This is a genomic window from Streptomyces sp. NPDC041129, assembly GCF_055592265.1.
In genome coordinates this window covers 979,449-1,001,766 of sequence record NZ_JBVIYV010000001.1, presented here as the reverse complement: position 1 = coordinate 1,001,766, position 22,318 = coordinate 979,449, and the positions used below count along the sequence as shown (strand labels likewise).

The 22,318-nt window shown below is 72.5% G+C and carries 22 protein-coding genes; 6 read left to right on the top strand and 16 right to left on the bottom strand.

Going from position 1 to position 22,318, the window contains the following annotated elements:
- Positions 1-55 precede the first annotated feature (55 nt).
- Positions 56-1,714, bottom strand: coding sequence for an alpha/beta fold hydrolase (locus ACZ6B1_RS04260; RefSeq protein ID WP_468774792.1), 1,659 nt, complete (start codon positions 1,712-1,714; stop codon positions 56-58).
- Between the two features lie 131 nt (positions 1,715-1,845).
- On the opposite strand from ACZ6B1_RS04260, the gene ACZ6B1_RS04255 reads away from it, so the two are divergent.
- Complete coding sequence (locus tag ACZ6B1_RS04255) at positions 1,846-2,118, top strand: hypothetical protein (protein WP_468774790.1); 273 nt, start codon at positions 1,846-1,848, stop codon at positions 2,116-2,118.
- Between the two features lie 19 nt (positions 2,119-2,137).
- Here the strand turns inward: ACZ6B1_RS04255 and pspAB are convergent, their stop codons facing one another.
- The 3 genes from pspAB to ACZ6B1_RS04240 all read right to left on the bottom strand — a co-directional run bounded on the left by pspAB (position 2,138) and on the right by ACZ6B1_RS04240 (position 4,005).
- Complete coding sequence (gene pspAB, locus ACZ6B1_RS04250) at positions 2,138-2,722, bottom strand: PspA-associated protein PspAB (RefSeq protein WP_468774788.1); 585 nt, start codon at positions 2,720-2,722, stop codon at positions 2,138-2,140.
- 2 nt (positions 2,723-2,724) lie between these two features.
- Positions 2,725-3,645, bottom strand: a complete 921-nt coding sequence (htpX, locus tag ACZ6B1_RS04245) for a zinc metalloprotease HtpX (protein WP_468776022.1) — start codon at positions 3,643-3,645, stop codon at positions 2,725-2,727.
- A 102-nt stretch (positions 3,646-3,747) separates the two neighbouring features.
- The gene (locus ACZ6B1_RS04240; RefSeq protein WP_390059025.1) at positions 3,748-4,005 is read right to left on the bottom strand and encodes an SCO2583/SCO2584 N-terminal domain-containing protein; all 258 of its coding nucleotides are present in this window, start codon (positions 4,003-4,005) and stop codon (positions 3,748-3,750) included.
- A gap of 271 nt (positions 4,006-4,276) precedes the next feature.
- On the opposite strand from ACZ6B1_RS04240, the gene ACZ6B1_RS04235 reads away from it, so the two are divergent.
- On the top strand, positions 4,277-4,531 hold the full coding sequence (locus tag ACZ6B1_RS04235; RefSeq protein WP_468774786.1) for a hypothetical protein: 255 nt from the start codon (positions 4,277-4,279) through the stop codon (positions 4,529-4,531).
- 94 nt (positions 4,532-4,625) lie between these two features.
- On the opposite strand, the gene glnA is transcribed toward ACZ6B1_RS04235, so the two are convergent.
- Positions 4,626-6,035 (bottom strand): type I glutamate--ammonia ligase, encoded by a 1,410-nt coding sequence (gene glnA, locus ACZ6B1_RS04230; protein ID WP_199210275.1) that lies wholly within the window; start codon positions 6,033-6,035, stop codon positions 4,626-4,628.
- A 209-nt stretch (positions 6,036-6,244) separates the two neighbouring features.
- On the opposite strand from glnA, the gene ACZ6B1_RS04225 reads away from it, so the two are divergent.
- Positions 6,245-6,712, top strand: a complete 468-nt coding sequence (locus tag ACZ6B1_RS04225) for an RDD family protein (protein ID WP_468774783.1) — start codon at positions 6,245-6,247, stop codon at positions 6,710-6,712.
- A 103-nt stretch (positions 6,713-6,815) separates the two neighbouring features.
- Here ACZ6B1_RS04225 and ACZ6B1_RS04220 read toward each other — a convergent pair whose 3' ends face one another.
- The 4 genes from ACZ6B1_RS04220 to lipB form a co-directional block, all read right to left on the bottom strand.
- Positions 6,816-7,517 carry a DUF4191 domain-containing protein gene (locus ACZ6B1_RS04220; protein ID WP_468774782.1) on the bottom strand — a complete coding sequence of 234 codons (702 nt, stop codon included), beginning with the start codon at positions 7,515-7,517 and terminating at the stop codon, positions 6,816-6,818.
- Between the two features lie 61 nt (positions 7,518-7,578).
- A complete protein-coding gene (locus ACZ6B1_RS04215) occupies positions 7,579-7,776 on the bottom strand; it encodes an SCO2195 family GlnR-regulated protein (protein WP_468774780.1) in 198 nt (65 codons plus the stop codon).
- 228 nt (positions 7,777-8,004) lie between these two features.
- Entirely contained in the window at positions 8,005-8,970 is a 966-nt protein-coding gene (lipA, locus tag ACZ6B1_RS04210) for a lipoyl synthase (protein WP_468774777.1), read from the bottom strand.
- A gap of 107 nt (positions 8,971-9,077) precedes the next feature.
- Entirely contained in the window at positions 9,078-9,875 is a 798-nt protein-coding gene (lipB, locus tag ACZ6B1_RS04205; RefSeq protein WP_468774776.1) for a lipoyl(octanoyl) transferase LipB, read from the bottom strand.
- Positions 9,876-10,114: 239 nt separating this feature from the next.
- Between lipB and ACZ6B1_RS04200 the strand changes: the two genes are divergently transcribed.
- Positions 10,115-11,581 carry a regulator gene (locus ACZ6B1_RS04200; protein WP_468774774.1) on the top strand — a complete coding sequence of 489 codons (1,467 nt, stop codon included), beginning with the start codon at positions 10,115-10,117 and terminating at the stop codon, positions 11,579-11,581.
- Positions 11,582-11,621: 40 nt separating this feature from the next.
- Here ACZ6B1_RS04200 and ACZ6B1_RS04195 read toward each other — a convergent pair whose 3' ends face one another.
- The gene (locus ACZ6B1_RS04195) at positions 11,622-12,986 is read right to left on the bottom strand and encodes an NAD(P)/FAD-dependent oxidoreductase (RefSeq protein WP_468774772.1); all 1,365 of its coding nucleotides are present in this window, start codon (positions 12,984-12,986) and stop codon (positions 11,622-11,624) included.
- Positions 12,987-13,200: 214 nt separating this feature from the next.
- Positions 13,201-14,094 (bottom strand): TIGR01777 family oxidoreductase, encoded by an 894-nt coding sequence (locus ACZ6B1_RS04190; protein WP_468774770.1) that lies wholly within the window; start codon positions 14,092-14,094, stop codon positions 13,201-13,203.
- Positions 14,095-14,150: 56 nt separating this feature from the next.
- Between ACZ6B1_RS04190 and ACZ6B1_RS04185 the strand changes: the two genes are divergently transcribed.
- Positions 14,151-14,633, top strand: a complete 483-nt coding sequence (locus tag ACZ6B1_RS04185) for a GNAT family N-acetyltransferase (protein WP_468774769.1) — start codon at positions 14,151-14,153, stop codon at positions 14,631-14,633.
- A gap of 34 nt (positions 14,634-14,667) precedes the next feature.
- Here ACZ6B1_RS04185 and ACZ6B1_RS04180 read toward each other — a convergent pair whose 3' ends face one another.
- Positions 14,668-15,861: a MarP family serine protease gene (locus ACZ6B1_RS04180; RefSeq protein ID WP_468774768.1), complete on the bottom strand. Its 1,194-nt coding sequence runs from the start codon at positions 15,859-15,861 to the stop codon at positions 14,668-14,670.
- Positions 15,862-16,063: 202 nt separating this feature from the next.
- On the opposite strand from ACZ6B1_RS04180, the gene ACZ6B1_RS04175 reads away from it, so the two are divergent.
- Entirely contained in the window at positions 16,064-16,891 is an 828-nt protein-coding gene (locus ACZ6B1_RS04175) for a peptidoglycan recognition protein family protein (RefSeq protein ID WP_468774767.1), read from the top strand.
- A 146-nt stretch (positions 16,892-17,037) separates the two neighbouring features.
- Here ACZ6B1_RS04175 and ACZ6B1_RS04170 read toward each other — a convergent pair whose 3' ends face one another.
- From ACZ6B1_RS04170 to ACZ6B1_RS04155, 4 genes are all read right to left on the bottom strand, one after another.
- Positions 17,038-17,556 (bottom strand): DUF4240 domain-containing protein, encoded by a 519-nt coding sequence (locus tag ACZ6B1_RS04170; RefSeq protein WP_358939132.1) that lies wholly within the window; start codon positions 17,554-17,556, stop codon positions 17,038-17,040.
- A 56-nt stretch (positions 17,557-17,612) separates the two neighbouring features.
- The gene (locus tag ACZ6B1_RS04165; RefSeq protein ID WP_468774766.1) at positions 17,613-18,599 is read right to left on the bottom strand and encodes a helix-turn-helix transcriptional regulator; all 987 of its coding nucleotides are present in this window, start codon (positions 18,597-18,599) and stop codon (positions 17,613-17,615) included.
- A 77-nt stretch (positions 18,600-18,676) separates the two neighbouring features.
- On the bottom strand, positions 18,677-21,379 hold the full coding sequence (aceE, locus tag ACZ6B1_RS04160; protein WP_468774765.1) for a pyruvate dehydrogenase (acetyl-transferring), homodimeric type: 2,703 nt from the start codon (positions 21,377-21,379) through the stop codon (positions 18,677-18,679).
- Positions 21,380-21,672: 293 nt separating this feature from the next.
- The gene (locus ACZ6B1_RS04155) at positions 21,673-22,296 is read right to left on the bottom strand and encodes a GntR family transcriptional regulator (RefSeq protein WP_468774764.1); all 624 of its coding nucleotides are present in this window, start codon (positions 22,294-22,296) and stop codon (positions 21,673-21,675) included.
- Positions 22,297-22,318 lie beyond the last annotated feature (22 nt).

The following is a 22,318-nucleotide window of genomic DNA, read 5'->3' as shown; positions in this document are numbered from 1 at the left end:
CCACACCCAGCATGCCCGCCGGCACCACCGAGAGCCGGTGTCCGGCGCCCGCGAATCAGCCGTACCGCTCCATCAGCCCGCCCACGTACGCCGCCAGCCGTTCGCCCAGCACCCCGGGCGTCAGATCCGTACGCCCCAGCTCACGCCAGGGCCCGGCCAGCTTCGCCGCGTCGGGGGAGTAGGCCAGCGCGTCGAGCAGCCGCCAGTACAGGTGGTCCGGCCCGTCCGCCAGGCCGTGGCCGCCGTGCCGCTCGTAGCGGTCCCGGAAGGCCAGCCCGTGCCCGGGGCCGTGCAGCAGCGCCAGCGCCGTGGAGCAGTGGGCGACGTCCAGGTCGGCCGGACCCCAGGAGGTCTCCACCCAGTCGACGACCCCGCTCACCCGGAGTCCGTCCCCGGCCCCCGTGAACAGCACGTTGCCGGGGTGGTAGTCCCGGTGCAGGAACCGGCCGCGGTACGGCGGCGGGTCCCGCCGGATCACGTCCACCGCCCGCTCCCACAACGCGCCCTCCGGCGTACGCACCCTCTCCGGCGAGGTCCACGCCTGGTACGGACGCGGACGCTCCGCCGGCTCGACCGCGTGGACGCGGACCAACTGGGCGGCGAGCAGGTCCAGCCGCCGGTCAAGGAACTCCCCGTCCTCGTCGTCCACCCGCACCAGACCCGGCATCCGGGTCATCAGCAGGCTGGGGTGGTCGCAGTGCTCCGCGGCGGCGTCGACGGCGACCAGGGCCGGGGCCGGAACGCCCTCCTGCCCGGCGAGCAGACCGAGCACCGCCGCCTCCCGGGACAGCAGCCCGGGGGCGTGCCGCCGGAAGAACGGCCGCACGAACGTGCGCAGCACCAGCTCCTCCCCGTCGTCCAGCGTGAGCCCCCGCATCTGCGCGGACCAGCCCCCGGACAGCGGACGGGAGTCCACCACCCCGCGGCTCAGCGGCAGCCGCTCGGCCACCCAGCCCCGGGTCGCCGCCCAGGCGCCGTCGTCGAGGCCGCCCAGCAGCGCGGCCGCCAGGGCTCGCCGGTCCTCGGCGTGGTCCTGGAACCACAGGCCCAACCGGTGTCCGGCATCGGGGAGTTCGAGCCGGGTGTACTGGGCGCGTGCCGAGAGCGCGTCCTGCACCGCCTCCGTCACCTCCGGGGGGATCACGTCGTCCGTGCCCGGCACGGCCAGCACCGCCCGCCCCTCGAACGCGCGCAGCACCTCCAGCGCCGGGGAGGTCCGCCAGCTCCCAGGCGTGCGGATGACCGTACTGAACCGCCCGCTGCCATCGCCGAAGGGCTCGTCCCACGCCTCCGGCGCGTACACGGCGGGCGCGCACAGGCCCACCGCCACCACCCGGCGCCCGTAGTGCCGGACCAGGTCCGCGACCGTCTGCCCGCTCATGCTGAACCCGACCAGCACCAGCGGATCGTCCGCCGGGGCGTGCGTGTCGATCACCGCGACCGCCTGCGCGAACCGCCGCCGCAGGCTCGACTCCGCGAGCGCGCCGGTGCTTTCACCGTGCCCGGAGAAGTCGAAGGCCAGGGCGTGCGTGCCGTGGCCGGCGAACTCGGCGAGCAGCGGCAGCAACCGCTCCTTGCTGCCGTTCCCCGCGCCGTGCAGGAGAACCGCCGTCGCCCGTCCGGGCGGACCGGCGCTCACCCCGCTGATCCGCTCACCGTCGTACGCGTGCCCGAAGTCCCGGTACTCACCTGCGGATGCGCGGAGTTCGCTCATACGGGCCATTCACTCACAGCCGCCGGACCGCACGGAAAATCAGGTGCGCGCCGGGAAGCGGCCTCCCTACCCTGAACAAACGTCGCGAAGCCGACACCCCGTCCCCACTCACCTCATGGAGGAGGTCCGTCATGCGTGGCATCGTCAGCACCGGGACCATCGTCCTGGTGATCCTCGGATTCGGAAACCACACCTGGTGGCTCGCCGCCGGCGCGCTGCTGTACCTGTACGCGAAGTACGGCCGGGGCTCGCCCGCCACACCCCCGCCGGGCGGAGCGGGCCCGGTGCCCGACTCCTACCGGGCGTACCGCGAGCGCCGTGACCGCCAGGCCAGGTGGGAGCGCCGCTATCGCCGCGAGCGCCCCTTCGAGACCCGGCGCCAGGCACGCGAGAAGAGCAGGTGAGCCGAGGCGCCCCCGGTCGTCACAGACCGGGCGCGCCCCACACCGGGAACCACCGGCCGAGATCCGGCTCTATCCGCAGATCACTCGCGAGCGCCGCCTTCACCTGCAGCTCCAGCGCGCTGTCCCGGCGTTCGGAGGCGCCGGGGAGCGGGGCGAAGGGGTAGAACGAACCTCGCTTGTACAAGTAGACGAGGGCCAGCCGACGGCCGGTGTCGTTCGTGAAGGTGACCAGTGAGCACAGGAGCTGGGGGCCGAAGCCGTTGGCCTCCAGGGAGGTGTTCACCGCGTGCAGGTCGCTGACCAGCTCGGGGAGCCGATCGGGGGGCCGGCGGGAGATCAGCCAGGAGTAGCCGTAGCCGTCCTGGGTGAGTTCCACCGGGCTCCCCGCCCGGTCGGCGTCCGCGTCGAGCAGCGCCTGGATCTCGCGGTGAGTCTGCTCGAAGGCCGCGCCCTCGACCGTGGCGAAGCACACCGCGCCGACGCCTGCCGGGGCGAACCCGGCCGCCGCCTCGAGCGTGATCGCCGCCGAGGGCAGCGCGAACAGCCGGTCCAGATCGGGCGCGACCGGTTTCGTACGGCCGAGCAGGATGTCCAGCAGCCCCATGCTCAGCCCGCCTTCCCCGGCGTGGCCGCCTCACCCAGCTCCGCGGAGATCCGCCCGAGCTGGTCGAGCCGCTGCTGCAGGGTGGGGTGGGTGGAGAAGAACCGCTCGATGCCGGGCTCCTTGCCGGTCGCCGGGGTGAAGTAGAAGGCGTTGAAGGCCTGGGCCGTACGCAGGTCCTCGGTCGGGATCCGGGCGATGTCCCCGGAGACCTTGGTGAGCGCCGACGCCAGCGCCGAGGGCCGGCCGGTCAGGTGCGCGGCGGCCCGGTCCGCCGCCAGTTCCCGGTACCGGGACAGTGCCCGGATCAGCAGGAAGCTGATGGCGTACACGGCCGCGGAGACCGCCATCACAGCGGCGAAGACGGCGGCCGTGTTCTGGTCCCTGCGGCCGCCGCCGAAGACCTGCGAGTAGAAGGCGAACCGCACGATCAGTCCCGCGATCACCCCGAGGAACGAAGCGATGGTGATCACGGCGACGTCCTTGTGCGCCACGTGCGACAGCTCGTGCGCGAGCACGCCCTCCAGCTCGGCGGGTTCCAGCCGGCGCAGCAGACCCGTGGTCACACAGACCACGGCGTGATCGGGGCTGCGCCCGGTCGCGAACGCGTTCGGCATGCCCATCTCGGAGACGGCGATCACCGGTTTCGGCATGTCCGCGATCGCGCACAGCCGGTCGACCACGGCGTGCAGTTCGGGATACTCCTCCCGCTCCACGACCCGCCCGCGCATGGCGAACATCGCGATCCGGTCGGAGAACCAGAACTGCGCGACGAACATCGTTCCGACCACCACGACGACCAGCAGCCAGGACTTCAGCAGCACGATCAGCGCGGCGACGAAGGCCACGTACAGCAGTCCGAGCAGGAACAGCGTGACCGTCATCCGCACGGTCAGCCGCCGATCGCTCCGGAAGCGGCTCTGCATCTTGCACCACCCCACGGTCAGGCACTCGTCCCGCTGTCCAGTGTGCACCTGCGGATACCCCTGCGGGGGACCCTGGACGGGCCGTTCACACGGAGTGACGGGCTAGTACGGCGAGTGCATCTGCGCGTAGCCGAGCAGGACTATCACCGCGGCGACGCAGCCGAGGACCACGACCGTCGATATCCACGAGGACCGGCGTGGCGCCGAGCGCTCCGGGTCGGCACGGAAGGGCGCCGGGTCCGGCGGGTTCTCCTTCCAGCGGGCGGCGAGCATACGGGCGCGGGCCGAAGGCTCCTTGTGCTCGGCCGAGTTCGCCCACCTGTGATCGAACTCTTTCTCCCAGTCGTCCTGTTCAGACATCCCCGTTCAACCTCTCTCGTCGGACAGAGCCAGGGTGATGATCTCCCGAGAATATGAGCCATGGGAAGCGGCAAAGGTTGCCCAGGATGCTGGGTGACCAAGGGGCGGCTAGCATCGAGAGGAGAAGCCGCACTGCGGGCTGCGTCATGGTGACGCCCCGCTACGACACTCGTGCGGCCCCCCTACGACCGCGCCGGACTCTCGCTCCGAGGCCGCGGCCATCCGACTCGTGCCCGGAATGCCGCACGAGGGGTGGAAGGAAGGTGGATCCATGAAAGCACATCGCGCGAGGCGTCTCGCCGCAGTGTCCGCCGTCGGCGTCCTGATGGCAGGCGGAGCCGTCGCCACCTCGGCGGCCGGCGCATCGGCGGCCACCCCGAACCACGTCACGCAGGTCAGCACCAACCGGGGCTGCGACTGGTGGGGCAACTGCTTCGACCGCTTCAACCGCTTCGACCGGGGCGACTTCTTCCGCAACAACTTCAACAACGGCGGAGTACCGGTCGTCATCGTCGTGGTGAGCTGACGGACACACGGCGGAGGGCCGCCACCCGGACACGTTCCGGGTGGCGGCCCTCCGCACGGGACCCCTCAGGACCTGCCGGTCCCGGGGGCGCCTGTCACACGTCGAAGTACAGCTCGAACTCGTGCGGGTGCGGACGAAGCTGCAGCGGCGCGATCTCGTTCGTGCGCTTGTAGTCGATCCACGTCTCGATCAGGTCCGGCGTGAAGACGTCGCCCTGGAGGAGGAACTCGTGGTCGGCCTCGAGGCGGTCGAGGACGGCGCCGAGCGAGGTGGGGACCTGAGCCACGTTGGCGTGCTCCTCGGGAGCCAGCTCGTAGAGGTCCTTGTCGATCGGCTCGGCCGGCTCGATCTTGTTCTTGATGCCGTCCAGGCCCGCGAGCAGCAGCGCGGAGAACGCCAGGTACGGGTTGCCGGAGGAGTCCGGGGCGCGGAACTCGACGCGCTTGGCCTTCGGGTTCGAGCCGGTGATCGGGATACGCATCGCGGCGGACCGGTTGCGCTGCGAGTACACCAGGTTGATCGGCGCCTCGAAGCCCGGCACCAGGCGGTGGTAGGAGTTCACCGTCGGGTTGGTGAAGGCCAGCAGCGACGGGGCGTGCTTGAGGATGCCGCCGATGTAGTAGCGGGCGGTGTCCGACAGGCCCGCGTAACCGGCCTCGTCGTAGAACAGCGGGTCGCCGTTGCTCCACAGCGACTGGTGCACGTGCATGCCCGAGCCGTTGTCACCGAAGATCGGCTTCGGCATGAAGGTCGCGGTCTTGCCGTTCTTCCAGGCCACGTTCTTCACGATGTACTTGAAGAGCATGAGGTCGTCGGCGGCGGCGAGCAGCGTGTTGAACTTGTAGTTGATCTCGGCCTGGCCGGCGGTGCCCACCTCGTGGTGCTGGCGCTCGACCTTCAGGCCGGACCGCTCCAGCTCCAGGGAGATCTCGGCGCGCAGGTCGGCGAAGTGGTCGACCGGCGGGACCGGGAAGTAGCCGCCCTTGTAGCGGACCTTGTAACCACGGTTGTTCTCCAGGGCGCCGGTGTTCCAGGCACCCGCCTCGGAGTCGATGTGGTAGAAGGACTCGTTCGCGCCCGTCGCGAAGCGGACGGAGTCGAAGACGTAGAACTCGGCCTCGGGACCGAAGTACGCGGTGTCCGCGATACCGGTCGACGCGAGGTAGGCCTCGGCCTTCTTCGCCACGTTGCGCGGGTCACGGGAGTACTGCTCGCCCGTGATCGGGTCGTGGATGAAGAAGTTGATGTTGAGCGTCTTGTCCCGGCGGAACGGGTCGACGCGCGCGGTGGACAGGTCGGGACGCAGGGACATGTCCGACTCGTGGATGGCCTGGAAACCGCGGATCGACGACCCGTCGAAGGCCTGCTCGTCGTCGGGGTCGAACGCCTCCGCGGGCAACGTGAAGTGCTGCATGACGCCCGGCAGGTCGCAGAAACGGACGTCGACGAACTTGACGTCCTCGTCCGCGATGAACTTCTTGGCCTCGTCGGCGTTCTGGAACATCCAGCTCCTCCTACTCCCGACCATCCCGCCGGGGTGGTAGATCGTTCGTGCGGCCAGTGCGGTGGCACACGCTGCCCTCGACCCTAGGGACGGGTGATTTCTCGGGCGTGACCCATTTGTTTCGCAGAAGTTAACCGGCTACCCCACCACCCTAGCCCCGACACACCCCGGTGCGCCCTGCCCGAATCCGGGCGCAGTACCGTGGACGCGTGGACAACAGGCAAGCAATGGGATCGTGGCTCTCCGGGCCGCGCGCGGCGCTGGAAGACGCCGGCGCCGACTTCGGATACCGGGGCGAGCAGCTCGGTCTGCCCGAGGAGGGGCCGAACTCGATCGCCCGGCCCGGCAGGCGCCTCGGCGCGCTGGCCGTGGACTGGGGTCTGTGCGTCTTGATCGCATACGGCCTGATCACGCACGGCAACAGCCCCGCCACCAGCAACTGGGCCCTGCTCGTCTTCTTCGTGATGAGCGTCCTGACCGTCGGCACGATCGGCTTCACGCCCGGCAAGCGCCTCTTCGGCCTCCGGGTCGTGGCGCTGGAGACCGGCACCGTGAACCCGGGGCGCGCGCTGCTGCGCTCGGTTCTGCTCTGCCTCGCGATCCCCGCGCTGATCTGGGACCGGGACGGCCGCGGCCTGCACGACCGGCTCGCGAAGACCGTCGAGGTCCGCCGGTAGCTCCCGCACCCGCCCGTGGCGACGCCACGAGGCGCGGAGCGCCACCACGACGAAGGGGGCGCCCGGACCAGGTCCGGGCGCCCCCTGTCTCGTTCGAGGAGTTCTAACGGGCCTTCGGCCCGCCCCTCGGCATCCGCATACCCTTCGGCATCGGGCCCTTGGGCAGCGGCATGTTGCTCATCAGGTCGCCGAGGGCGCGCAGCCGGTCGTTGGTGGCGGTGACCTGCGGACCGGTCAGCACGCGGGGGTACTTCAGCAGGGTCGTGCGCAGCTTCTTCAGCTCGATCTGGCCCTCGCCGGTGCCGACGATCACGTCGTGCACCGGGACGTCCGCGACGATGCGGTTCATCTTCTTCTTCTCGGCGGCCAGCAGGCTCTTCACCCGGTTCGGGTTGCCCTCCGCGACCAGCACGATGCCCGCCTTGCCGACCGCCCGGTGCACCACGTCCTGGCTGCGGTTCATCGCCACCGCCGGAGTCGTGGTCCAGCCCCGGCCGATGTTGTCCAGCACGGCCGCGGCGGCGCCCGGCTGGCCCTCCATCTGCCCGAAGGCGGCCCGCTCGGCCCGGCGGCCGAACACGATCGCCGTGGCCAGGAATCCGAGCAGCAGGCCCAGGATGCCCAGGTAGTACGGGTGGTCGATCAAGAAACCGATCGCGAGGAAGACACCGAAGGTGCCGATACCGACAGCCGCGAGTACAAGCCCGAGCTTCTTGTCGGCCTTGCGGGTCATCTTGTACGTGAGGGCGATCTGCTTCAGTCGCCCTGCGTTCGCGGCGTCCGCCGCGTTTTCCTTCCTCGCCATGCCACGAAGTCTACGTGGCCCGGGGAGCGCCCACGACGGCAGTGCCCGCGCGGGAGGAGCTTCAGGACCGGCCGGCGGCCTGCTCGAGCACGCGCTGCGCCTCGAACCGGTCCTTGGCGCGGCGGCGGTCCTCCAGGACGGAGTTCCAGGCGTTGCGGCGGGCGGTGCGCTGCCCACCGCTCATGAGCAGGGACTCGACGGCGCGGAGCGCGTCGGTGAAGGACGGAATGGGTGTGGCGCGAACGGGCGCGGCCTGCATGATCGGTGTCCCCTTCGTCACTGGTGGGATACGGGGCGTGATACCAGAGTCACTGATTGGTGTTACCAGGGCGTGACCGGCCGGTCAAACGCCCGTGACGCCTTGATGTGGAGCCCCGCAACGCCGACGCGGCCCCGGCGGCGCCCTCATCAGCGAGGACGGCCGGGACCGCGTCGACTCGGCCATTACTGGCCAGTAGTAACTTGTGCGTGAATTCACACGCTCGGCTCACATGGCCTGGGCGGCGATGTACGAGCCCCGCTTCTCGATGGCCATCTGGTAGAGGCGCCCCGCGCGGTACGACGACCGCACCAGCGGGCCGGACATCACGCCGGAGAAGCCGATCTGCTCGGCCTCCTCCTTCAGCTCCACGAACTCCTGCGGCTTCACCCAGCGCTCCACCGGGTGGTGGCGCACGGAGGGGCGCAGGTACTGGGTGATGGTGACCAGCTCGCAGCCGGCGTCGTGGAGCTGCTTCAGCGCCTCGCCGACCTCCTCGCGGGTCTCGCCCATGCCGAGGATCAGGTTGGACTTGGTGACCAGGCCGAAGTCGCGGGCCTCGGTGATGACCTTCAGGGAGCGCTCGTAGCGGAAGCCGGGGCGGATGCGCTTGAAGATCCGCGGCACCGTCTCGACGTTGTGCGCGAACACCTCGGGCCGGGACTCGAAGACCTCGGCGAGCTGCTCCGGGACCGCGTTGAAGTCGGGGGCGAGCAGCTCGACCTTGGTCCGGCCGCCCTCGCGCTCCGCCGTCTGCGCGTGGATCTGGCGCACGGTCTCCGCGTACAGCCAGGCGCCGCCGTCCTCCAGGTCGTCGCGGGCGACGCCGGTGATGGTGGCGTAGTTCAGGTCCATGGTGACCACGGACTCGCCCACGCGGCGCGGCTCGTCGCGGTCGAGCGCCTCGGGCTTGCCGGTGTCGATCTGGCAGAAGTCGCAGCGCCGGGTGCACTGGTCGCCGCCGATGAGGAAGGTCGCCTCGCGGTCCTCCCAGCACTCGTAGATGTTCGGGCAGCCGGCTTCCTGGCAGACCGTGTGCAGGCCCTCGCTCTTCACGAGGTTCTGCATCTTCGTGTACTCGGGACCCATTTTCGCCCGGGTCTTGATCCACTCGGGCTTGCGCTCGATGGGGGTCTGGCTGTTGCGGACCTCCAGGCGCAGCATCTTGCGTCCGTCGGGTGCGACTGCGGACACGACCGGCTCCCTGTGACTTCGATTCCTCGGCGTACACCAGGGTACGCCCGTATTTACTGAGCCCTGCCGCCGAGGCCAACCCCGGGGCCGCAGGGCGCATTCCCGGATCAGGCGGAGGCCTTCTCCACCACGCGCGGCTTGAGGTCCGCGTTCTGCAGCACGTCCCGCAGGTGCCGCTCGACGACCGGCAGCACGTCCTCGACGGTGATGTCCCGGCCCAGTTCGGCGGCCAGCGAGGCCACGCCCGCGTCCCGGATGCCGCACGGGATGATCCGGTCGAACCACTTGTTGTCGGGGTTCACGTTCAGCGCGAACCCGTGCATGGTGACGCCCTTGGCCACGCGGATGCCGATGGCGGCGATCTTGCGGTCCTCGCGGCGCTGGCCGGCGTTGGAGGGAGCGTACTCGGGGCCGTTCAGCCGGGGGTCGAACTCCTCGTCCGTCAGCCGCGGGTCGAAGTCGAGGGAGAGCCCTCCGAGCGCCGGCCGCTGCTCGACCGGGTCGCCGAGCACCCACACCCCGCTGCGGCCCTCGACCCGGGTGGTCTCCAGGCCGAACTCGGCGCAGGTGCGGATCAGGGCCTCCTCGAGGCGGCGCACATGGGCGACGACGTCCACCGGGCGGGGCAGCTTCTGGATCGGGTAGCCCACCAGCTGACCGGGCCCGTGCCAGGTGATCTTGCCTCCGCGGTCCACGTCGACGACCGGGGTCCCGTCCAGCGGGCGCTCGCTGTCCTCGGTGCGGCGGCCCGCCGTGTAGACCGGGGGGTGCTCCAGCAGGATGACGGTGTCCGGGACCTCGTCGGCGAACCGGGCCGCGTGCACCCGGCGCTGCTCGTCCCACGCCTCCCGGTACTCGACGGCGTCCGCGCCGAACCCCATGTGGACGAACCGCAACTCACTCACGGCAAGCGCCTCCCTCAGCGAACCGGTGTCAGGCGCGTGGCGCGCCCACGCCACTGTACGACCGTCCGGCGTACGTCAGCCCTGAGGGCAATCCTCACACGATCGGATGAATGAACCGGGAACTGTGCGATCGTCTGCTCACTCTCCGCTACATTCGCGCCGTCCATGAGGCCATAAGGGCTGCTCACCGGCAATCCGGGCACTTCAGCAGAGCCGTAAGGCAGGAGAACGCACCGCAGATGACGGACCGACCCGCGCAGCGCACCCCCAACCGACAGCTCGCCGCGCTCATCGCAGAAGCGGGGTTCTCCAACGCGGGTCTGGCCCGTCGCGTCGACCAGCTCGGCCTGGAGCACGGGCTGGACCTCAGATACGACAAGACGTCGGTCACCCGCTGGCTGCGCGGCCAGCAGCCCCGCGGGACGACGCCCGCGCTGATCGCCGAGGTGTTCACGCGCCGGCTCGGACGCCGGCTCACGGCCCAGGATCTCGGCCTGGACGCGTGTGCGCCGGTGTACGCCGGGCTCGAGTTCGCGGCCACCCCGGAGGAGGCCGTCGACATCGTCAGCGGGCTGTGGCGCAAGGACTCCGGCAGCCACGCCGAGCTGCGCAAGATCGCCTTCACCCCGGCCGGTCTCGTCGTGCCCAGCCGGGACTGGCTGATCGGCAAGGCCGACGACCGGGTGGCCCGCGACCCGGTGCCCCGGGTGCCCTCCCAGGGCCGCCCGGCCGCCGTCAGGAGCAGGCTGGAGGCGGTGACCGCCCCGGCCCGGCCGCGCGGCCAGGCCGAGCGGGCGCCCGGACACCGGGTCACCGGCGGTGACGTCGCCGCGCTGCGCTCGGTCGGCGAGCTGTTCCGCACCCTCGACGACGCCTACGGCGGCGGCCACGCCCGGCAGGCCCTCGTGCGCTACCTGGAGCACGAGTGTGAGCCGCTGCTGCGCGGCGCCTACGACGAGCAGACCGGGCGGCGCCTGTTCGCGGCGTCCGCCGACCTCACCCGGCTCGCCGGCTGGACCTCGTACGACATCGCCGCGCACGGCCTCGCCCAGCGCTACTTCGTGCAGGCCCTGCGGCTCGCCCAGGCGGCCGGCGACCGGTTCTACGGCTCCTATGTGCTCGTCACCATGAGCCGCCAGGCCGTCTACCTCGGGCACGGCAGGGAGGCCGTGCAGCTCGCGCGGGTGGCGCAGCAGGGCGTCGGGACCGGCGCCCCGCCGGTGGTGCAGGCGCTGCTGCACGCCGCCGAGGCCCGCGCGCACGGGGTGCTGGGCGAGGTGCGCGCCTGCACCGGGGCGCTGGTGCGGGCCGAGCGCGCCCTGGAGGCGGCCCGGGCCGGGGACGAGGTGCCGTACTGGGCCCGGTTCTTCGACGAGGCGCAGCTCGCCGACGAGTTCGGGCACTGCCACCGCGACCTCCAGCAGTTCCGGGCGGCGGCGCAGCACGCCGAGCGCTCCCTGCACCTGCGCGCCCCCGCCTACGCCCGCAGCCGCCTGTTCTGCCGGGTCGTCCTCGCCACCGCCCGGCTCGGCCTCGGCGAACTCGACCAGGCGTGCGCGCTGGCGGCGGAGGCCGCCGGCCAGGCGGCCCAGATGCGGTCCGTGCGGGCCGTCGAGTACGTCAGGGACTTCGAGCGGCGCCTGGAGCCGTACAAGGACGCGGCTCCCGTGCGGGGCTACCGCGAGAAGGTCGCCGCGCTCGGCTGATGCCCGTCCCGCGGATCGGGCCGTGGGCCGCTCCGGCGGATCAGGCGGCCCTCGGCAGGGTGGGCGCCGGATCCGACCGGTGCATCGAACCCGCCGCGCCCAGGTCCGCGAGGACGGCCGCGGCCGCCCGGTGGGCCGAGTGCAGGGCGCCCTGGACGGTGCTGGTGTCGCGGTGGTCGCCGCAGACGTACAGGCCGGCCATCAGCCGTACCGGGCGGCGCAGGTCGTGCGGGGGGCGCATGGCCGGCACCGCCTCCGGGGTGTGGTGCACCGCCAGCGTCTCCCAGCGCCGGGTCGAGGTGCCGTACAGCCGGGACAGATGGATGCGGACGGCCGTGTCGATCCCGCCGGGCGGGGTGCCCAGCACGGTCGAGGAGATCAGCACGCGCCCCGCCGGTGCCCGGCTCGGGTCGACGTTGCTGAGGACCGCCGTGTGCGCGACGGGTCCGCCGCGGTCGGCGTCCAGCAGCAGCGAGGTGCCGGTCGCGAAGGCCGGCGACGGGTCGTCCGTGGTGTGGTGCAGGACCGTCACCGGATGGAAGTCCGGCACCCTCAGGCCCGGCAGCAGCTCCGCCGCGGCCCGCGCGTCGGTCGCCAGCAGCACCGCGCGGCAGTGGATCTCGCCGTGCTCGGCGGTGGTCACCGAGGTGGTGGACACCGAGGTGACCCGCACCCCGGTGCGCACGGTGCCGGGCGGCAGAGTCTGGGCCAGCAGCTCGGGCAGCGCCTCGGCGCCGCCCTCCGGCACGCACAGCCGGCCGCTCGCGAAGGCGCGCAGCGCCAGATCGGCGCACCGGCTGGACGTGGACAGTTCCGGGTCGCACAGCAGTGCGGCGAGCAGCGGGCGCAGGAAGCCCTCGATGGTGCGCGCCGGCACTCCCCGGGCCGCGAGCGCCTGCGCCGCGGGCAGCTCGGGCCGGGACAGCAGGCGTTCGACCGGGGTGGCGGCGATCCTGCCCAGCGCGGTGCCGAGCCGGGCCTGGTCGACCGCGCCGCCGACCGGCGCGCCGGTCCGGCCGGGCGGGGCCGCCGGACCGCGGGGGGCGCTCGCCAGGGCGCGCACCACATGAAGTGCGCCCCTCGCGCTCCCTGCGGCCGCCGGTGCGCCCGCGCGGTGCGTGCGCCCGTCGCGATGCAGCAGCACGCCGGGCGCGAACCGGCGCAGGGCGAGCGCACCGAGCCCCGGCGTCAGGCGGAGTTCGGGATACGACGTGGACAGCAGCTGTCCTATGCGGTCGAGCCGGAAGCCGTCGACCTTCTCGGTCGACATACGGCCGCCCGCACAGGGGGCGGCCTCCAGGACTGCGGTGGTTACTCCTGCGCTGGTGAGCCGGTGGGCCGCCGAGAGTCCGGCGATCCCGGCTCCCACGATGACGACGTCCACCTGGTACGCGGGCTCAAGCACGAGGCCCCTCCTGTGGTTGCGCGGCCGGTGGAGACGTCATGCCCCCAACTGGCTCCGGGGATACCCGAGTTCGGCTCGAGGTTAGGTCCCTGACCGGTCAGGGGCAGTCAGCGCATCGACAGGGCACGGTCGCACGGCGGTCGCACACGGTCACAAGAGAACACAACAGATCACACGAGGCCTCAGCAGACGCCGGCGGGCCACTGACAGCCGGTCAGGCCGCGCGGAGCGCGTCCTCGATGCCGGGGAACGCGAACGTGAACCCCGACTCCAGCAGCCGCCTGGGCAGCACCCGCTGACTGCCCAGCACGTCCCCGGCCATCTCGCCCAGCGCCGCCCGCAGCACCGGGTCCGGCACCGCGAACACCGTCGGCCGGTGCAGCACCCGCCCCATCGCCTCCGTGACCTCACGGTTCGTCAGCGGCTGCGGCGCGGTCAGGTTGAACGGCCCGGACGCGGTGTCGTCGTCGATGAGATGCCGGATCGCGGCGACCTCGTCGTGCAGCGCGATGTACGACCAGTACTGCCGCCCGCTGCCCAGACGCCCCCCGAGCCCCGCCCTGAACAACGGGAACAGCCGGCCCCAGGCCCCGCCGCCCCGCGCGACCACCAGACCCGTGCGCAGGAACACCGTCCGCACCCCCGCCTCCTGCACGGGCGCCGCGGCCTCCTCCCACTCCACGCACAGCGAGGGCAGGAAGCCGTCACCGGGCGGCGCGTCCTCGTCCACCGCACGGTCCCCGGTGTCGCCGTAGATGCCGATGGCGCTGCCGCTCACATAGACCCGCGGCGGGGTGTCCAGCGAGGCCACCGCGTCCGCCAGCGCCGCCGTCCCGAGCACCCGGCTGTCCCGGATCAGCCGCTTGTACTCCGGCGTCCAGCGCCGGTCGCCGATGCCCGCCCCGGCGAGGTTGACCACCGCGTCACAGCCCGCCAGCCCGGCCGCGTCCACCTGCTGCCGCTCCGGGTCCCAGCGGACCTCGCTTCCGTCCCGGGGCGCGCGGCGGACCAGGCGCACCACCTCGTGCCCGTCCGCGGTCAGGGACCGCACCAGGGCGCTGCCGATGAGACCGGACGCACCGGCCACCGCGATTCGCGAACGTTCCATGCGCCCATCCTTCCCCGCCGGGGCCGTTCCTCTCCGGCCTGCTTAGGGTGATCACCATGCCGTCCATACGCATCGCCCGGCCCGCCGACGAGGAGGAGCTGGCCCTTCTCGACCGGGCCGCCTGGTCCCCGCTGCACGCCGTACTGCCCGCACCGCGGCCGCCGTACCCGCCCTTCTTCGACGACCGCCACCGGCCGGGGGACCACCTCGTCGCCGAACTGGACGGTCGCATCGCCGGCTACATCCGCCTCGTCCTGCCCACCGCGCTGGCCGCCAACGCGCACGTCCGCCAGATCCAGGGCCTGGTCGTCTCCGACGAGGCCCGCGGCAAGGGCGTCGGGGGGGCGCTGGTCCGGGCCGCCGTCGAGGAGGCGCGGGCACGGGGCGCGCGTCGCCTCACCCTGCGCGTGCTGGGGCACAACACCCCGGCCCGGCGGCTCTACGAGTCCCAGGGCTTCGCGGTCGAGGGCGTGCTGCCCGGGGAGTGGCTGATCGAGGGCGTGTTCGTCGACGACGTGCTCATGGGACGCGCCCTCTGAGCCCCGCCCCCGGAACGCGCCCGGGCCGTGCGCCCTACGACGTGACGAGGTGGCCGGTGTCGACCGGCGCCGTCGCCGTGGCCGCGCTCGAGGCGTCGCCCGCCACCTCGTCGGCCGTCAGCGCGTACCCCGTCTCGGCGTCCGAGGTGGACCGGGCGAAGACCATGCCGAACACCCGGCCGTCGGCCGACAGCAGCGGGCCGCCGGAGTTGCCCGGCCGGACCGTCGAACGGATCGAGTAGATCTCCCGGGTGACCGTGCGGGTGCTGTAGATGTTCTGCCCCCGCGCCCGCACCCGGTTCGCCACCGTGGCCGCCTGCAGGTCGAGGCCGCCGTCCTGCGGATAGCCCGCGACCACCGCCGGCTCGCCGCGCACCGCGCTGTGGTCGAACCGCAGCACCGGGGCGCGCAGCCGGGGCACGTACAGCACCGCCACGTCCCGGTCCGGGTCGAAGAGCACCACCCGGGCCCGGTACGCCGGCCCGATGCCGCCCACCCGCACGCTGGGACGGGCGATGCCCGCCACGACGTGCGCGTTGGTCATCACGTGCCGGGACGCGTACACGAAGCCGCTGCCCTCCCGGCCCTCGGTACCGAAGGCGCCCTCGATCTTCACCGAGCTGCGTCTGGCCGCGTTCGCCGCCGCGGACGTGACGCTGTCCCCGGTGGGCCGGGCCACCTGGGCCGTCGACTCGTTCTCGAACGGGTTGAAGACCTGCGGGAAACCCGCCTCCGTCAGCGCGGAGGTGGCCCGCGAGAACCACACCGGGGTGGTCTCCGGCATCGCCTGCTGCACCGCGCCCAGCACCGCCGAGTTCCGGATCGCCGTGGTCACGGTCTGCGAGGAGGAGGCGCCCAGCACACTCGCCGCGACCCAGGCCACGATCAGCACGGCGACCGAGTTCGCCACCGCGCCCCCCGTCCCGTCCGCCACCCGCAGCGGCCCCCGGCCCTCCCGGTCCAGCTCACGCCGCAGCCGCAGCGCCGGCCGGGCCGCCAGCTCGTGCCCCACCACACCCGGCACCAGGACGGTCAGCACCGCCAGCACGGTCGCCGTCGCCGATCCGCGCGCCGCGAGCCCGGTCACCCACGGCAGCGCCCACACCCCGACCGCCGCGCCGCCCACGAACCCGGCCAGGGACAGGCAGCCGGCCACCAGCCCGCGCCGGTATCCGGACGCCGCGTAGACGACGACCACCAGTGCGAGCACCAGGTCGAGCAGGTCCACGGAGCCGCCTTTCTCTCGGACCCCCTGAGATACGGGCCGGGCGGCTCCGGTGATCAGTCACGCGCGTGCGTGATCGGCCACCCGGACCGCCGACCGGCCACGTGTGCGTATATCCCCGGAAACGGCCCGGACAAGGACGATGGTTCCACCAGGTGGCACACCCCACATCGCGACCACGGCGCGGCGAGCCGACAGTGGGACCATGCGCGTCCCCCGAAGAACGCCGGGAACACGCGGACGGCGGCCCGCCCGCGTCCCCGCCGCCGTAATGGTGCTGCTCGGCTGCCTCCCCGGCCTGACCGCCGTCCTGGCGCTGGCCCTGTGCGCCCGGGGCGTCGAGAGCGCCGCGCCGGTCCGCCTCGCCAGGCCCGGCGCGGACCGGCAGGCCCCGGCCCACCACGCCGCCCGGCCGCGCATACTGTCCCGCTCCGTCTGGCTGGACCAGGCCGCCACCCCGCGCAGCCAGCCGCCCCCGCGCTACGACGACAAGGTGGTCGCCGTGTTCGTCCACCACACCGACTCGCCCAACCGTTACGACTGCGCCGACGCACCCCGCATCATCCGCGCCCTGTACGCCGGCCAGACCGGCAGCCGGAGCTGGGACGACATCGGCTACAACTTCCTCGTCGACCGCTGCGGCACCATCTACGAGGGCCGCGCCGGAGGCGTGGACCGGCCGGTGACCGGCGCCCACACCCAGGGCTTCAACCACCGCACCGCGGGCATCGCCGCCCTCGGCACCTTCACCGCCGGTGTGCCCGTGCCGCGGGCCATGACCGACGCGATCGCCGCCCTCGCCGCCTGGAAGCTCGGCCTCGCCGGCGTCGACCCGCGGGCCCGGGCCCACCTGGTCTCCAGCAACGGACACAGCCGTTTCAAGGCGGGCACCGGCACCACCCTGCCCGCCGTTGCCGGCCACAACGAGGGCTTCATGACCACCTGCCCCGGCGCCGCCCTGACCGCCCGGCTGCCGGAGATCAGGCAGACGGCGGCCCGGCTCCAGGGCAGGACGCCCGCAGCGAGGCCGTAGCCGTCACCGCCCGCGCCCTCGACCAGACCGACGCCGCGCCCCCGCACCACCCGGTCGGCGCCGACACGGCCGCCTGGCCGCCGTCGGACACCGCTCGGAGGCGCACGGCCGCATGAGGCGGCCCGGTGCCGCCCGCGCGGGCACGGCTACTCCTTGAAGCGCTCCCACAGCCGGGGATAGCGCTCGGCGAGCACCCGCTCGTTCTCGAAGGCGATCGCGGTGCCCTCCGGCTCGGCCGGCGCCGGGGCGATACCGAGGTCCGGGGCGACGGTGCCGGTGAGCTGCTCGTACGCCTCGTCCGCCGCGTAGCCCAGCTCCTCGCCGTCCCCGTCGATCTCCTCGTCGAAGTCCTCGAGGAGGTCGGCCAGGGAGTCCGGGTCGTGCAGGGCGCCCTCGAAGACCTCCCGGCCCTGGCCGATCAGCCAGCACCGGAAGTAGTCGAACGCGTCGTCGCTGGCCCCGTCCAGCAGGACCCAGGCGGCACCCCACAGGTCCCAGTGGTAGGCCCGGTTGTACCGGGCCTCGAAGTGACGGGCGAAGTCCAGGACCAGCTCCGGGTCCAACTGGAGCAGCCGTTCCACCAGCAGGTCCGCCTGCTCCTCGGGATCGCCCTCGGCGGCCTCGCGGGCCGCGTCGATCAGCTCCCAGAACTCCGTCTCGTCCATCACGGCACCAGCATCGGGCCTTCACGGGTGGGGCGCACGTGGAGTGTGGCGGATCGTTATCCGCCGTCCGCACGCCCGTAGCGCGCGGAGAGCCGGGCCGCGTCCGCCGCGAACCGCTCCCGCAGACCCGCCGGTGCCAGCACCTCCGCCTCCGGACCCAGCGCCGTCAGCTGCTCGTGGGCCACGTCCTCCGACTCCACCGGCACGGTCACCGTCACCCACCCCTCGCCGTCCGGCTCGCCCGCGCCCCCGAGCGCCTCGCGAGCGGCCGTCGGGTCCACGGCGTACGGCAGCCTGCGCGCGCCCTCGGGGGACAGCCGTACGACGATCGCGGCGCGCAGGATCGACCGGGCGAACCGCTCGGCCTGCCCGGCCCAGAAGGCCGCCAGATCGAAGTCCGGCACCCGGTCGAAGCGCTCCTCGAGGGCGTCGACGGCGTCGAACCGGTCGATCCGGTACGTCCGGAAGGCACCGCCGTCGGCCACCCGCGCGCACAGGTACCAGACGCCTGCCTTCAGCACGAGCCCGTACGGCTCCAGCCGCCGCTCCACCGACCGCTCCCCGCGGCGGTACACCGCGCCGATCCGCCGGTCGGCCCACACCGCCTCGGCGATCACCGGCAGCGGCGCGGGTGTCTCCGGCTCCTGGAACCAGGCGGGCGCGTCCAGGTGGAACCGCCGGGCGGCGCTGTCCGGGGCGTCCCGCAGGGAGGGCAGCAGCGCGGCGGACACCTTCAGCCGGGCCGCGGAGGCCGCGTCCTGCAGCCCCATCTCGCGCAGCGCACCCGGCACCCCGCTCAGGAACAGCGCCTCGGCCTCGGTGCGCCCCAGCCCCGTCAGCCGCGTCCGGTACCCGCCGACCAGCCGGTACCCGCCGGCCCGCCCCCGGTCCGCGTACACCGGCACGCCCGCCTCCGACAGCGCCTGCGCGTCCCGGGTGACCGTCCGCTCCGACACCTCCAGCTCCCGCGCCAGTTCGGCGGCGGTCATGGAGGGCCGGGACTGGAGGAGGAGCACCATCTTGATGAGGCGGGCGGCGCGCATGGCCTCATGATGCCGGGGGCCACTGACAGCGGAAGGGGTACGGCGGTCGCCGTACCCCTTCCGGAAGAAGCCGGTGCCTACAGCCCGTACTTCTCCCGCGCCTCCTTCACCGCCGTCGCCTGGACCTCGCCGCGCTTGGCGAGCTGGGCGAGCGCGGCGACGACGATCGACTGGGCGTCGACGCCGAAGTGGCGGCGGGCCGCCTCGCGGGTGTCGGAGAGGCCGAAGCCGTCCGCACCCAGCGAGGACCAGTCCTGCTCCACCCACTGCGCGATCTGGTCCGGGACCTGGCGCATGTAGTCGGAGACGGCCAGCACCGGGCCCTCGGCGCCCTGCAGCGCCTGGCGGACGTATGGCACCCGCTCCTCGCCGCGCAGCAGGGCCGCGTCCGCGTCGAGCGCGTCGCGGCGCAGCTCGCCCCAGGAGGTCGCGGACCACACGTCGGCGGCCACGCCCCACTCCTCGGCCAGCAGCTTCTGCGCGTCGAGGGCCCAGTGGATCGCCGTGCCCGAGCCGAGGAGCTGGATGCGCGGGGCGTTGGCCGGCGCGGTCACACCCGCGGACTCCGCCGTGTTGAAGCGGTACAGGCCCTTGACGATGCCCGCGTCGATGCCGGGGGCGGCCGGCTTGGCCGGCTGCGGCAGCGGCTCGTTGTAGACGGTGAGGTAGTAGAAGACGTCCTGGTCCTCGCCCGGCTTGGCCTCGCCGTACATCCGGCGCAGACCCTCGCGGACGATCACCGCGACCTCGTAGGCGAAGGCCGGGTCGTAGCTGAGCGCGGCCGGGTTGGTTGCCGCGATCACCGGGGAGTGGCCGTCGGCGTGCTGCAGGCCCTCGCCGGTCAGCGTCGTACGGCCCGCCGTGGCGCCGACCAGGAAGCCGCGGCCGAGCTGGTCGCCGAGCTGCCACATCTGGTCGGCGGTGCGCTGCCAGCCGAACATCGAGTAGAAGATGTAGAACGGGATCATCGCCTCGCCGTGCGTCGCGTACGCGCTGGACGCGGCGATGAAGTCGGCCATCGAACCGGCCTCGGTGATCCCCTCGTTGAGGATCTGGCCGTTCTTGGCCTCCTTGTAGTACATCAGCTGGTCGCGGTCGACCGGCTCGTACGTCTGGCCCTTCGGCGAGTAGATGCCGAGGGAGGGGAAGAGGCTCTCCATGCCGAAGGTGCGCGCCTCGTCCGGGACGATCGGCACCCAGCGCTTGCCGGTCTCCTTGTCGCGGACCAGGTCCTTGACCAGGCGGACGAACGCCATGGTGGTGGCGACGTTCTGGGAGCCGGAGCCCTTGTCGAAGGCGGTGAAGGCCTTCTCGGCAGGGGCGGGCAGCGGGGCCAGCGGGTGGACGCGGCGGGCCGGGGCCGGACCGCCGAGGGCCGCGCGGCGCTCCTGGAGGTAGCGGACCTCGGGTGAGTCGGCGCCCGGGTGGCCGTAGGGGACGACGCCGTCGGTGAAGTCGCTGTCCTTGATCGGCAGGCCGAGCAGGTCGCGCATCGCCTTGAACTCGTCCACCGAGAGCTTCTTCATCTGGTGGTTGGCGTTCTTCGAGGCGAAGCCGCTGCCGAGGGTGTGGCCCTTGACGGTCTGGGCCAGGATCACGGTCGGCGCGCCCTTGTGCTCGACGGCCGCCTTGTACGCGGCGTAGACCTTGCGGGCCTCGTGACCGCCGCGGGACAGGTGGAAGCACTCGAGGATCTTGTCGTCGCTCAGCAGCTTCGCCATCTCCACCAGCGCCGGGTCGGCGCCGAAGAAGTCCTGGCGGATGTAGGCGGCGTCGCGGGTCTGGTACGTCTGCACCTGCGCGTCCGGCACCTGGCGCAGCCGGCGTACCAGCGCGCCCGTGGTGTCGAGGGCGAACAGCTCGTCCCAGGCCGAGCCCCAGAGCGTCTTGACGACGTTCCAGCCGGCGCCGCGGAACTGGGCCTCCAGCTCCTGCACGATCTTGAAGTTGGCGCGGACCGGGCCGTCGAGGCGCTGCAGGTTGCAGTTGATGACGAAGGTGAGGTTGTCCAGTTCCTCACGGGCGGCCAGCGCGAGGGCGGCCGTCGACTCGGGCTCGTCCATCTCGCCGTCGCCCAGGAAGGCCCAGACGTGCGAGGCGGAGACGTCCTTGACGCCGCGGTTGGTGAGGTACCGGTTGAAGCGCGCCTGGTAGATCGCGGAGAGCGGGCCGAGGCCCATCGACACCGTCGGGAACTCCCACAGCCAGGGCAGCCGGCGCGGGTGCGGGTACGAGGGCAGGCCGTTGCCGCCGGCCTCCTGGCGGAAGTTGTCGAGGTGTCCCTCGTTCAGCCGGCCGTCGAGGAAGGCACGGGCGTAGATGCCGGGGGAGGCGTGGCCCTGGATGTAGAGCTGGTCGCCGGAGCCGTCCTGCTCCTTGCCCCGGAAGAAGTGGTTGAAGCCGGTCTCGTAGAGCCAGGCCGCGGAGGCGAAGGTGGCGATGTGGCCGCCGACGCCGTGCTTCGCGCCGCGAGTCACCATGGCGGCCGCGTTCCAGCGGTTCCAGGCGGTGATCCGGGCCTCCATCTCCGGGTCACCGGGCAGGCCCGGCTCCGCGGAGGTGGGGATGGTGTTGACGTAGTCCGTCTCGAGGAGCTTCGGCAGCGCGACGCCGCCCGCCTCGGCACGCTCCAGCGTGCGCCGCATCAGGTAGGCGGCGCGGTGCGGCCCGGCCTCCCTGGCCACGGCGTCCAGGGAGGCCTGCCATTCGGCGGTCTCCTCCGGGTCGCGGTCCGGGAGCTGGTCGAGCGCGCTCGGCTGGATGGCGTTGGGGTCGGTCATGTCGCCGCCTTCCTCAGTCGAAGGGGGTTCCCTCATCGTGAAGGGTTCGGGGTTGCCCTTGGTCTTTGGCAGGACAGGGCAGGCGGACCTCGGTGGAGGTCCGCCGGAGACTCTAACCCCGTGATCGATGATCGATCAAAGGTTGGAAGGGGAAAACTTCTCGATATCGAGAAAGTCGGCACGCGGTGCCTCGGGCAGGGGCACCGAGTGTCGTGATCGGCGAGGGTTTTCGCAGGTCGGACGGCGTTTGAGCGGGGGTGCGCTCGACTGCGCCAGGGTGCGCTCGGCTGGCGTCAGGCGCGCGGGGCGCAGCCGAGGACGTGGGCCTTCACCAGCTCGGCGATCCGGGGATCACGCCGCTTGAACGCCTGCACCAGCTCCTCGTGCTCCTCCGCGTAGCTCTGCTGGACCGTGCCCAGCCAGCGGATGGACAGAGCCGTGAACACCTCGATGCCCAGGCCCTCCCAGGTGTGGAGCAGCACCGAGTTGTCCGCCGCGCGGACCAGCTCCCGGTGGAAGCCGACCGTGTGGCGCACCTGGGCCGTGCCGTCGGCCTCGCGGTCGGCCTCGTACAGGGCCAGGACGTGCGGCTCCAGGGCCGAGCAGTCCCCGGCGAGGCGGTCGGCCGCCAGCTCCGCGGCGATGGCCTCCAGACCGGCCCGGACGGGGTAGCTCTCCTCCAGGTCGGCGGCGGTGAGGTTGCGGACCCGCACGCCCTTGTTGGGGGCCGACTCGATCAGGCGGAGGGACTCGAGCTCGCGCAGGGCCTCCCGCACCGGTGTCTGGCTGACCTCCAGCTCCGTGGCGATCCGCCGCTCCACGATGCGCTCGCCCGGCTGCCAGCGCCCGCTGACGATCCCCTCCACGATGTGCTCGCGGATCTGTTCGCGCAGCGAGTGGACGACGGGCGCGGTCATGGAGGCTCCTCCCAGGGGCTGA